Annotated in this window: 14 protein-coding genes and 1 pseudogene; 8 read left to right on the top strand and 7 right to left on the bottom strand. The window is 63.8% G+C overall.

Annotated elements, in window-relative coordinates; translation table 11 throughout:
- Positions 1 to 108: 108 nt before the first annotated feature.
- The 3 genes from RMQ73_RS08300 to RMQ73_RS08290 all read right to left on the bottom strand — a co-directional run bounded on the left by RMQ73_RS08300 (position 109) and on the right by RMQ73_RS08290 (position 1,703).
- Entirely contained in the window at positions 109 to 510 is a 402-nt protein-coding gene (locus tag RMQ73_RS08300) for a hypothetical protein (protein ID WP_310497677.1), read from the bottom strand.
- Positions 511 to 595: 85 nt separating this feature from the next.
- Complete coding sequence (locus tag RMQ73_RS08295; protein ID WP_310497676.1) at positions 596 to 949, bottom strand: hypothetical protein; 354 nt, start codon at positions 947 to 949, stop codon at positions 596 to 598.
- Positions 950 to 1,034: 85 nt separating this feature from the next.
- Positions 1,035 to 1,703 carry a helix-turn-helix transcriptional regulator gene (locus RMQ73_RS08290; protein ID WP_310497675.1) on the bottom strand — a complete coding sequence of 223 codons (669 nt, stop codon included), beginning with the start codon at positions 1,701 to 1,703 and terminating at the stop codon, positions 1,035 to 1,037.
- Positions 1,704 to 1,873: 170 nt separating this feature from the next.
- Here RMQ73_RS08290 and RMQ73_RS08285 point away from each other — a divergent pair, with 170 nt between their 5' ends.
- A complete protein-coding gene (locus RMQ73_RS08285) occupies positions 1,874 to 2,023 on the top strand; it encodes a hypothetical protein (RefSeq protein ID WP_310497674.1) in 150 nt (49 codons plus the stop codon).
- Between the two features lie 9 nt (positions 2,024 to 2,032).
- Complete coding sequence (locus RMQ73_RS08280) at positions 2,033 to 3,592, top strand: carboxyl transferase domain-containing protein (protein WP_310497673.1); 1,560 nt, start codon at positions 2,033 to 2,035, stop codon at positions 3,590 to 3,592.
- Between the two features lie 22 nt (positions 3,593 to 3,614).
- On the opposite strand, the gene RMQ73_RS08275 is transcribed toward RMQ73_RS08280, so the two are convergent.
- Together RMQ73_RS08275 and RMQ73_RS08270 are read right to left on the bottom strand one after the other, a co-directional pair.
- Complete coding sequence (locus RMQ73_RS08275; RefSeq protein ID WP_310497672.1) at positions 3,615 to 3,896, bottom strand: hypothetical protein; 282 nt, start codon at positions 3,894 to 3,896, stop codon at positions 3,615 to 3,617.
- Between the two features lie 103 nt (positions 3,897 to 3,999).
- Positions 4,000 to 4,803 (bottom strand): NUDIX hydrolase, encoded by an 804-nt coding sequence (locus RMQ73_RS08270; RefSeq protein ID WP_310497671.1) that lies wholly within the window; start codon positions 4,801 to 4,803, stop codon positions 4,000 to 4,002.
- 111 nt (positions 4,804 to 4,914) lie between these two features.
- Between RMQ73_RS08270 and ispG the strand changes: the two genes are divergently transcribed.
- From ispG to RMQ73_RS08250, 4 genes are all read left to right on the top strand, one after another.
- On the top strand, positions 4,915 to 6,042 hold the full coding sequence (ispG, locus tag RMQ73_RS08265; RefSeq protein ID WP_310497670.1) for a flavodoxin-dependent (E)-4-hydroxy-3-methylbut-2-enyl-diphosphate synthase: 1,128 nt from the start codon (positions 4,915 to 4,917) through the stop codon (positions 6,040 to 6,042).
- Positions 6,039 to 6,341: a hypothetical protein gene (locus RMQ73_RS08260; protein WP_310497669.1), complete on the top strand. Its 303-nt coding sequence runs from the start codon at positions 6,039 to 6,041 to the stop codon at positions 6,339 to 6,341. The genes ispG and RMQ73_RS08260 overlap by 4 nt, the downstream gene beginning before the upstream one ends.
- A 209-nt stretch (positions 6,342 to 6,550) precedes the next feature.
- A complete protein-coding gene (locus RMQ73_RS08255) occupies positions 6,551 to 7,021 on the top strand; it encodes a GNAT family N-acetyltransferase (protein ID WP_310497668.1) in 471 nt (156 codons plus the stop codon).
- Between the two features lie 3 nt (positions 7,022 to 7,024).
- Positions 7,025 to 8,425 (top strand): hypothetical protein, encoded by a 1,401-nt coding sequence (locus RMQ73_RS08250; RefSeq protein WP_310497667.1) that lies wholly within the window; start codon positions 7,025 to 7,027, stop codon positions 8,423 to 8,425.
- 20 nt (positions 8,426 to 8,445) lie between these two features.
- Here the strand turns inward: RMQ73_RS08250 and RMQ73_RS08245 are convergent, their stop codons facing one another.
- Both RMQ73_RS08245 and ppa read right to left on the bottom strand, forming a co-directional pair.
- The gene (locus tag RMQ73_RS08245; RefSeq protein WP_310497666.1) at positions 8,446 to 9,294 is read right to left on the bottom strand and encodes an SDR family NAD(P)-dependent oxidoreductase; all 849 of its coding nucleotides are present in this window, start codon (positions 9,292 to 9,294) and stop codon (positions 8,446 to 8,448) included.
- A 68-nt stretch (positions 9,295 to 9,362) separates the two neighbouring features.
- On the bottom strand, positions 9,363 to 9,947 hold the full coding sequence (ppa, locus tag RMQ73_RS08240; protein WP_310497665.1) for an inorganic diphosphatase: 585 nt from the start codon (positions 9,945 to 9,947) through the stop codon (positions 9,363 to 9,365).
- Between the two features lie 107 nt (positions 9,948 to 10,054).
- On the opposite strand from ppa, the gene RMQ73_RS08235 reads away from it, so the two are divergent.
- Together RMQ73_RS08235 and RMQ73_RS08230 are read left to right on the top strand one after the other, a co-directional pair.
- Positions 10,055 to 10,369, top strand: a complete 315-nt coding sequence (locus RMQ73_RS08235) for a multidrug efflux SMR transporter (RefSeq protein ID WP_310497664.1) — start codon at positions 10,055 to 10,057, stop codon at positions 10,367 to 10,369.
- Positions 10,370 to 10,445: 76 nt separating this feature from the next.
- A pseudogene (locus RMQ73_RS08230) lies at positions 10,446 to 11,108 on the top strand (RNA degradosome polyphosphate kinase); the annotation flags it as partial.

Here is an 11,108-nt window from a genome sequence, read left to right as displayed (position 1 = left end):
CGAAGGAGCGAGGGTGGCATGACCACCCCCGCCAAGTTCAGGAAAGAACAGCTTGGACAGCGTGTGCGTGAGGCCGCCAACGGGTATGGCGGACTGACGCAAACGGTATCAGTTGCTGCGGTAACGCGCCTCGAGCCAGGTGCCGGCCATCAGTGCCAGCAAGACTGGATAGGACCAGAAGATCAGGCCGACAGCATAAGCCCAGGCAAAATCGCCTTGCTCGGTCATGCTGGCAACATGGACGGTGATGCCGACCAACTGGAAGGCAGCGGCCCACATCGGCCAGAAGCGATCGCTGCGCAGAGCGAGCGTCAGCAGGCCGGCGAGCAGCGCCAGATCGACAACAAGCACGCCGGTTTCGGTGTGCGCATATTGGCTTTGATTGGCCAGCGATGTGGCCAGGGTGGCGAGCAGAAAGCCGAGCGCTGCGATCTTTTCGTCGCGCCCGCCCCAACGCCAAGCCATGAACACACTGCCGAACAGAGCGGCCAAACCCATGAACTGAAACATGATTCCCTCCGGGGAAAAATGGGATTTCGTGTCTTTGGCAGGACGGTCCCCCGCGGTGGGACCATCGATGCAAAGACGGGCTGGATCAGGCGGCAATCGTCAGGTGACGGCGCGGCGCATCGGTTTCGGCAATAGCCGAGGGCGGGCAGTTCATGTCGTTGAACGCGACGGCGCCAAGGCCGATGTTGATCTGGGTTTCGCGCAGCGCCTGATGGGTGTTGATGATCTGGGCGCGGGCTTCACCGAGCTGCATGCAGGTCTTCATGGCGGACATCAGGGCGTCCTGACCGATGCAGGCGGCGAGATGGGCATCCTGGCGTGCCATCGGCATCACTGCAGTGAGCTGGGCAACGGCGGCGACAGCGGCATCGATGGCGGCTTCGGCGGCGAACAGCTTTTCAGCGACGGAATTGGCGGCGAGGCGACGTTCTTTAAGCATTTGGGCAATCCTTTCCTGTGTGCGGACGCTGATTCGCGCCGCACTGTTGGGTCGTCCTTCCGGACGACGGATCGGCCGGAAGAGGTTAGATCAGGGACTTCAGAGCGGCGAGCGCTGCGAGAATCGCGCCAAACGCCAGTGCTGAGCCAACTGATATGGCGAAAATCCACCCAAGACGGGTACCGATCGCCAAATCATTCTTTGCACCCCAGGGAAGCGAATTAAGGAGCGGCCGGGAGTCATAGCCGGGGTCGGAGGCCGGAACTTCCGGCCGCTTCTCATTCATCGCTGCTGTGGCAACACTGATCGATGCGCCTGCCAAACGGGGAGGGCCGCTGGCAGGCGGACCGACATCCAGACTGGGCTTGGACCGGTGCAGGCGGGGGTCGCTATCGCTTTCGTCTGCACCGACCTTGTCCGAGGCCGGTGAGCCAAAAGTGACGAATTCCTGTGCAGAAACAAGCTCCGACGCCTGATATACCAACGGTTGATAAGGTTCAGGGGCCACGAGACCGAGAGCAATGTCCTCCTGGACGAGCAGCCGCGCTGCTTCGATCCGGCTGGCGACGCCAAGCGTTTTCATCGCCGTGCGCAGGCGCATGTCGACCGTATGGGGGGACACGCCCAGCATCCGGGCAATGTCCTTGGAGGTCATGTGCGGGATTACCAGACGCCGGCAACCGCGCTGACCATCGGTCAGCGCGGCCATGTCGGGACGAATATCGCCCGCATCAGGTTGATTGCGTGTTGTCACGGCAATACAGGGCAATCGCATCGGCGCAAAGTCAAGGGTCCGGGTTGAAAACCCGGTGGAATCAGCGATCAAAGACCCTATCAGCATGGACGCGACCCCGTATGCGACCAAATTGGCATATACCAATCGTATTCTATTGCGCCAAAACTGACTGAAGGCAATGCTGAAAGATGAACAACGCCGCACATGGCGGCGCGGTTCCGTCGGCATTGAAAACCGCGTCGGGGGATCTCGGCCTGGCATTCGACATGCCAAGCGTTGATATGTCGCCACCAGCCTTTGATATTGGTGAGGCTTTCCATAGTGCTGGCGCCTGCTAGGCTACGACCATGAGCTGGCACCCTGAAATCGAAGAACTCGCGCGCCGCCTGGCCGCAGCCCGCCAGATGGGCGGCCCGGAAAAGCTTGCGCGGCAACAAGCCGCTGGCCGCATGAACGCCCGCGAGCGAATCGCCGCCGTAGCCGACGAGGGCTCGTTCCGCGAAATTGGCGCCCTGTCCGGATTCGCAAGCTATAGTGACGCAGGCGAGATGACGGCGTTCCAGCCGGCCAATTTCCTGTTCGGCCGGGCCAATATCGATGGCCGGCCCGTGGTGCTGACTGCCGATGACTTTACGGTGCGCGGCGGCGCCGCCGATGCCAGCCTTCATCGCAAGCTGATCGAGGCGGAGCGGCTGGCAGCGGAATATCGCATGCCGCTGATCCGCATGGTCGAGGGCACCGGCGGCGGTGGTTCGGTGCGCACGCTCGAAACCTCCGGCCACACCTATATTCCCGAAATTCCGGGTTGGGAGGTCATGGTTGCCAATATGTCCCAGGTGCCGGTGGTGGCGCTGGGGCTGGGGCCGGTGGCCGGGCTGGGTGCCGGGCGGCAGGTGATGGCGCATTATTCGGTGCTGGTCGAAAAAATGTCGCAGATGTTCGTCGCCGGCCCGCCGGTGGTGGCGGCGGCCGGCGAGCACCGCACCAAGGAGGAATTGGGCGGCGCCCATATCCATGCGGCCAACGGTGCCATCGATGACCGTGTCGAAAGCGAGGCCGAAGCCTTTGCGCGGCTGCGGCAGTTCCTGTCCTATCTGCCCAGCTCGGTCGATGAATTGCCGGCGCGCGGCCCGGTCAGGGACAAGCGCCGAGCAGGTGTGGACAGGGGCGAGGAATGGCTGGCGTCTGCCGTGCCGCGCGAATCCAACCGCCTGTATCCGATCCGCCCCATCATCGAGACGGTGATGGACAAGGGCAGCTGGTTCGAGATCGGACGCGAATGGGGGCTGGGCGTTGTCACCGGGCTGGCGCGGATCGATGGCTGGCCGGTGGCGGTCATTGCCTCCAACCCCGAGGCGCTGGGCGGATTATGGACGGCGGCCACGGCGCGCAAGGTCGAACGCATGGTCGATCTGGCTGATACCTTCCATCTGCCGGTCATACATATGGTTGATAACCCCGGCTTCATGATCGGGCGCCGCGCCGAGGAAGACGGCACCATCCGCTGGGGATCACGCGCGCTGGCCGCCATCTACCAGGCGTCGGTGCCATGGTGTGCGGTGGTGTTGCGCAAGGCCTATGGCATGGCGGGCAGCGGCCATGCGCCGGCAGACCGGTTTCGCTGGCGACTGGCATGGCCGTCGGGCGATTGGGGCAGCTTGCCGATTTCCGGCGGGCTTGAAGCGGCCTATCGCGCCGAACTGGAGGCTGCGGAGGACCCGATAGCTCGGCTGGCGGAGATCAAGGCACGGCTGGAGCGTGTCAGGTCGCCCTTCCGCACCGCCGAACGGTTCGGTGTAGAGGCGATCATCGACCCGCGCGATACGCGGGCTGAACTGATCGAGTTTGCCAATCTGGCACAGCGCGCGTTGAAGCCGGGGACCAAGGGTCGCGGGCTGCGGCCCTGAGAGGCTTAGTTCAGTTTGGGGTTCAGTTAGGGGTAGCCATGCCCATGGCGCGCATCTTGTCCATGCCGGCAGTGATTTCGGCCGGGGTGACAAAGCCGTCGGTATCGGAATCCATGAAGTTGAAGCCCATTTCGCGGCGGCCGGCAGCGACCCATTCCGCCTTGCTCCATTTGCCGTCCTTGTTGGTGTCGGCAGCCAGCAGCCTGGCGCGGGCGTCGGTCGGTGCAGCGGCGGGTGCGGCTGCAGGCGGCGCCTGGGCCATGGCAGGCGCGGCAATCAGCAGGGCGAGGCAGAAAAAGCGCATCGAAACATCCTTTCGGCAGTATATGTGCCCATAGTGCCGGCACAGCGCGGCGCCGGCAAGGGGCGTTCCGGGGCCGTTCCCCGCAGTAATGGCGTTATCTGTCCTATTCGCGCCGCATGTTGGCAACCCGGTCGCCTGTAACCGGATAACCCAGTCCTTCGGGAATGGTCAGCCATGGCACGCCGTCGCGGCTTTCGAACGCGGGCTGTATATAAGGCGAGCCTTCGCGCAAGGTCGCCGCAAACAGGCTGGCCATATCGGTATAAAGCGCGAGCCGGTGCATGTTGCACCAGGTCGGGAACACCATCTGGGCATCGCCGGCGTCATAATGCGCAATGGCAGCAGCAGCTGTGGTCCAGTGCAGTGCCATGGCTTCATGGCCGTCGGGCGACATGGCGGCGGTGGCGGCGCTGCCGGCATCCGCAAGGTAAAAGCGTGTGTCGAAGCGGCGGACAATGGCCGCGGCGGCCGGCGGTTCCCACTGAGCAAAGGGCAAGAAGCGCAGCGCATCGACCTTGTGACCGATATGGGCAAGGATTTCGGCAAAGCTGCGCGCTTCTTCCGAGTCCGGCCCGGCGGCCATCGCGGCGCGGGCGCCTGCCAGCCAATCGGCATCGGGGGCGGGGCCATCGGTCAACAACAGCCCGGTTTCTTCCAGTGCTTCACGCGCGCAGGTGATGCGCGCGGCCGCATCGGCGTCATCGAGATCGTCGAAGCCGCTGGCCAAGGCGTTTTCACGGGCGATCTCGATATCGGTGCCATCCACGCGCCCGCCCGGAAACACCAGTGCGCCGCCGGCAAAGGCCAGCTTCTCGCCGCGACGGACCATGAGGATTTCCGGCACGCCATCGGCGCCGGCGCGGGCAAGGATGACAGTGGCGGCGGGGATCGAAACAGGTTTTTCCATGGCGTGATATTAGACCGCGTGTTGCGCGCGTGCATCCCTGTGCTATCGGGGAGGGGAAATGGCGGGCAGGCCTGACACAGCGTTGCCGCAACTGACCAGGAGCCTTTTGGCATGAGCGTTCGTCCATGGCGTGATATCGCGCGCCGCAAAAGCCGTCAGATCATGGTCGGCAAGGTGCCTGTCGGCGGTGATGCGCCGATTGCCGTGCAGTCGATGACCAACACGCTGACATCGGACGCCAAGGCGACGATCGAGCAGATCCGCCAGTGCGAGGAGGTCGGCGCCGACATCATGCGCGTGTCGTGCCCTGATGTGGAATCGACCGCCGCGCTCAAGACCATCGTGCGCGGCGTCAAGGTGCCGATCGTTGCCGATATCCATTTCCATTACAAACGCGGCCTTGAAGCCGCCGATGCCGGCGCCGCCTGCCTGCGCATCAACCCCGGCAATATCGGATCACAGGCACGCGTGCGCGAGATCGTCAATGCCGCCAAGGCCAATGGCTGCGCCATCCGGGTCGGCGTCAATGCCGGTTCGTTGGAGAAGCACTTGCTGGAAAAATACGGCGAGCCGTGCCCCGAAGCGCTGGTCGAAAGCGCCCTTGAGCATATGAAGATGCTCCAGGACGAGGACTTCCACAATTTCAAGGTCAGCGTGAAGGCGTCGGATGTGTTCCTGGCCGTGGCCGCGTACAATGGCCTGGCCGAAGTCTGCGATTACCCGCTGCATCTGGGCATCACCGAGGCCGGCGGCTTGCAGGGCGGCACGGTCAAATCCTCCATCGGTCTGGGCATGCTGTTGTGGGCCGGCATCGGCGACACCATTCGCGTCTCGCTGTCGGCTGACCCGGTCGAGGAGGTCAAGGTCGGCTATCATCTGCTCAAGTCGCTCGGCATCCGGGCGCGCGGCGTGCGCGTCGTGTCCTGCCCCAGCTGCGCGCGGCAGGGGTTCGATGTCGTCAAGGTCGTCGAAACGCTGGAAACCCGGCTGGCGCACATCACCACGCCGCTGTCGCTGTCGGTGCTCGGCTGCGTCGTCAACGGCCCAGGCGAAGCGCGCGAGACCGATATCGGCCTGACTGGCGGCGGCAATGGCCGGCACATGGTGTTCCTGTCGGGCATCACCGACCATGTCATCGAAAGCGAAAAGATGGTCGATCACATCGTCATGCTGGTGGAGAAAAAGGCCGCCGAGCTTGAGGCCGTCAAGGCAGCGGCAGAGGCGATTGCTGCGGAATGAGCCTGCCGAACGCGCCGTCAGGCCCACCGGGAGAGATCGACTGGGCCGAAGCGGCGGATTTCGGGCTGTCCGTATCGCAATGGCTGTTTCTGGCCGCCGGACTGGTGCTGTGCGTGCAATGGGGCGCGGGTGTGGCGACGGGTTGGTGGCTGCCGCTTGGCGTGTTCGCTATTGCCGGCGCTTCGCTGGCGGCGCGGCGTTACTGGCGGGCGGGCGTGATGCTGCGGGCTTTGGTGGCCGGCATCGCGGGCACGGCATCGGTGTGGGCGCTGTTCAAGGCGCTTGGGCGATTGCTCTGAACCGGCTGCTGCAAGTCGTGCTCTGGGGGCTGGTGGGCGCGGCCAAGACGGCGGCTTTGGTGCTGCTTATCACTGATGTTGCGCGCTGGCCGTTGGCGATGGCGTGTCTGGTCGCTGCCTGGACCTTGGTGGCGGCGGCACTGTGGTTGCGGGCGCGCGCTTCTTAGCAGGGGTTGTGCTGCCGGCCGCGCTGGGCTTTGGTGGCGGCCATGATCCGCCCCGCCACACCCGCCGATATTCCCGTCATCCGCGCGCTTATCGTGGCGTTGGCCGTTTATGAGAAGGAACCCGATGCGGTGAAGGCCAGCGAGGCCGATCTGCATGAGGCGCTGTTCGGGGCGCGACCGGTGGCCGAGGCGATACTGGCCGAGCGCGATGGCCGCGCGGTAGGCATGGCGCTGTTCTTCAACAATTTTTCGACATGGCAGGGCAAGGCCGGGCTTTATCTGGAAGATCTGTTCGTGCTGCCGGAGGCGCGCGGGACCGGCACCGGCAAGGCATTGCTGGTGCATCTGGCGGGCCTTGCGGTGGCGCGCGGTTATGGCCGCTTCGAATGGTCGGTGCTCGACTGGAACGAGCCGGCCATCGGTTTCTACAAGGCGCTGAGCGCAAAGCCGATGGATGAATGGACGGTGATGCGGCTTGAAGGCGATGCGCTGGCGGCGTTGGCAGAGGGATAGGCGATGGACAGCATCGACAGCGATTATCTGCTCATCGGCGCCGGCGCCATGGGGCTGGCCTTTGCCGACACGTTGCTGACCGAATTGCCCGACGCCACGATCACAATCGTCGATCGTCACGGCAAGCCCGGCGGGCATTGGAACGATGCCTATCCCTTTGTTTCGCTGCACCAGCCGTCGGCGTTTTATGGCGTTGCTTCGTTGCCGCTGGGGGCAGGGCGCATCGACACGCACGGTATCAATGCCGGCTTTCATGAATTGGCATCAGGGCCGGAGGTCAGCGGCTATTTCGATGCCGTCATGCGCCGGCAACTGCTGCCGACCGGGCGCGTGCGCTATTTCCCGATGAGTGATTATCGCGGCAATGGCCGCATCGTCTCGCTGATTTCGGGGCAGGAGACGCAGGTCAATATCGCGCGCAAGACCATCGATTCCACATATCTGGCCACCAGCGTGCCATCGACCCACACCCGCAAATTTGCCGTCGCGGACGGCGTCAGGATCATGGCGCCAAACGGCCTGCCCGATTTGTGGCGCGCACCTGATGCCATGCCGCGGCATTTTACGGTGCTGGGCGCCGGCAAGACGGGGATGGACACGGTGATCTGGCTGCTGGGTGCCGGTGCCACGCCCGACATGATCAGCTGGGTCGCGCCGCGCGCGTCATGGTATTTCAACCGCCGCGTCGTGCAGCCGGGGTCTGAATTTTTTGAAGACAGCATCGGCGGCCAGCTTGGCATGATGCAGGCGCTGGCGGCCGCAACCGACGCTAGCGACCTGTTCCTGCGGCTGGAGGCGTGCGGGTTCATGCTGCGCATCGACCGCGCCGTGATGCCCAAGATGTTCCATTACGCCATCACTTCAAACGCCGAAATCGCTGTCTTGCGGCGCATCACCGATGTCATCCGCATGGGCCGCGTGCTGGCGCTGGAGCCAGACCGGATGGTGCTGAAACACGGCGAGCGCGCCACTGCGCCCGGCACCTTGTTCATCGATTGCACGGCATCTGCGGTGGAGCGCCGGCCGCCGGTGCCGGTGTTCCAGCCGGGGTTGATCGTGCCGCAGATGGTGCGCGTGCCGCAGCCGGCCTTCAGCGCCGCGATGATCGCCTGGGTGGAGGCGAATGTCGAAGGCGAGGCGGCGCAAAATGCGCTGACCATGGCGGTGCCGCTGCCCGACAGCATCGACGATTATCCGCGCGCCAGCCTCGTCAACCTGTTCAACCAGGGACTATGGGGCCAGAATGCCGCGCTGTCGAAATGGATCCACGATTGCCGGCTCGATGGCTTTGGCAAGATGATCACCGCCATAAGGCCCGAGGAAACATCGCGCATCGCGATGCTGCAACAGTTCCGGCCCACGGCGATGGCGGCGATGGCAAATTTGCAGACGCTGATCGGCTGAGCCCGATGGCCGTTGCAGTGTCAGCCGGCGGCCATCGCAGCACCAAACCTCTCGAAGAACACGCCGTCATCAAGCGTGTCGCTCATCGTGATCCATGCCTCGTCGGTCATGCTGCCGCGCAGCGCCAGAAACGCGGCCGCGCCCGGGCCGGTCGGCGTCCGGAACGCTGTGATGCGGCCGCTCACGATATCGAGCACCGTTTCGGCCACAACCGACGGCGATGGTCCTGAATTGCCGGTATCGGCGTAAAAAGCCAACATGCGCCGGCCATGAGGATAGGCACTGTCCGCGCGCGGGCTGGGCAGATTCTCGACCGCCATGTCGGTTGCGATGATCCCCGGTTCGACCATTGCCACACGCACGCCGAATGGCGCCAGTTCCTGTGCCAGCGCCTCGCTTGCGGCTTCCAGTGCATGTTTGGACGCACAATAGGCGCCCTGCCCAAAGACCGCCATTCGCCCCGAGATCGACGAGATGTTGATGATCAGCCCATGGCCGCGCGTGCGCATGGCCGGCACCACGGCCTTCATGCACCGCACGACGCCAAAGAAATTGGTGTTCATGATCGCCTGCAGCATCGCCATGGATTCATCTTCCACGGCGTTGATCGACAATATTCCGGCGTTGTTGATGAGCACATCTACAGTGCCCATACCGGGCTGTGCGAACAGAGCGGCGACCGACGCATCGTCGTCAACATCCAGAGCGGCCACCTCGATTGCCAGATTTTCGGCAGCAGCGATGTCGGCCAGATCGCAGCCGTCGGTGCTGCGCATCGTAGCGACCACGGCATGACCGGCGCGAGCCAGCGTCAGCGCGATCTCGCGGCCTATTCCCCTCCGTGCACCGGTGACGACTATGCGTGCCATATGCCGATTTCCTTCCACTATGGCTTGCCGCCGCTGTCCGTCCCGGTTCGCCTTGCCCGCGCCGTCTCTCAGCCTCGGGGTGCGCCGGGGTGTTCGCGCGGTGTAGTGACCAGCAAGCCCTTGGCGGCGGCATCGTAACGCTCGATGGATTCCACGATCAGTCGCATCGCGGTGGCCCGGTCCTGCCAGCCGAGGAACTTGGTCCATTTGCCGGGTTCAAGATCTTTGTAATGCTTGAAGAAATGCTCGATCTGGTCGAGCAGGATCTTGGGAAGGTCGCTGTATTCCTCGACGTTTTCGTAATAGGGATGCACCTTGTTGACGCTGACGCACAGCAGCTTGGCGTCGCCGCCGGCATCGTCTTCCATCATCATCACGCCCACCGGGCGCACGCGGCTGATGCAGCCCGGAATGAACGGCGTGCGCGCCACGACCAGCGCGTCGATGGGGTCGCCGTCTTCGGCCAGCGTATGCGGGATGAAGCCATAGTTGGTCGGGTAACGCATCGCGGTGTGCAGGATGCGATCGACGAACAGCGCGCCCGACGCCTTGTCGAGTTCGTATTTCACCGGTTCGCCGCCAAGCGGGCATTCGATGACGACATTGACATCGTGCGGCGGGTTCACGCCAATCGGGATTTGGTCGATACGCATGTTTGGCTCCTGCTGACGGGGCGAATTACGGGCGGTAACCGGTTTTGTCCATGGCGCAATTGCACCACATGGCAGGCTTTTGGCGGAGACAGGCTTTGGGCACCAATATGGCATGGTTGGCACTGCTGCTGGGCGGCATGTGCGAGGCGGGGTTCACCACCGCGCTGCGACACATCGATGGCGGGCGCAACCTGGTCGCGCTGGCGGCGTTCCTGGTGGCGGTCAGCCTGTCGATGGGGCTGCTGGCGCTGGCGGGGCGAGCCATTCCAATGGGCACGGCCTATGCGGTCTGGGCTGGCATCGGCGCCGCAGCCACGGCGGTGATCGGCCTGTATTTCTATGGCGAGCCGATCAGTCCGGCCCGGCTGTTACTGCTGGGTGGCCTGATTGCGTGCATTGTCGGCCTGAAAATGACGGCCTGAAACTTGTGGGCAGGAAATCGGGTTTTTCGGGCAGAGCGGGTTTCGCGCTGCGCCCACGATGCGCTAAGGTCAGGCCATGCCCCAATCTTCGAACACCCTGAAACATGCGCCAGCGCCGGTCCCCGACACCGAACGCTATTTCAACCGCGAATTGTCGTGGCTGGCGTTCAACGACCGTGTGCTGGAGGAAGCGACCAACAAGGCGCATCCCCTGCTGGAACGTCTGCGGTTCCTGTCGATTTCCGGCAACAACCTCGATGAATTCTTCATGGTGCGCGTGGCCGGCCTGCGCGGCCAGGTGCGCGCCGGGATCGAGGCGCTCAGCCCCGAGGGGCTGACTCCGGCGCAGCAGCTTGTGGCCATTTCCGACACTGCCGACCGGTTGATGGAGGACCAGCAGCGCGTCTGGGGCAAGCTGGTGCGTGAACTTGCCCGTGCCGATTTCGAGGTGGCTGCGCCGGACCAGCTTGGCGACAAGGAACGCGTCTGGCTTGAACGGCATTTCCTCGACCAGATTTTCCCGGTGCTGACGCCGCAGGCAATCGACCCGGCGCATCCGTTTCCCTTCATTCCCAACAAGGGTTTCAGCCTGATCCTCGAATTGCGGCGCCAGTCGGATGACGAAATGCTGCGCGCGCTGCTGATGCTGCCATCGATGTTGCCGCGATTTATCCGCCTGCCGGGCAAGGCCATCCGTTACATCAGCCTGGAAAACACCATCCGGGCGTTTTTCTCGCAG

This window comes from Sandarakinorhabdus sp., assembly GCF_031430775.1.
GTDB lineage: Bacteria > Pseudomonadota > Alphaproteobacteria > Sphingomonadales > Sphingomonadaceae > Sandarakinorhabdus.
Note: the sequence above shows the minus strand (reverse complement) of the source record. Positions and strands in the feature narration are given on the sequence as shown.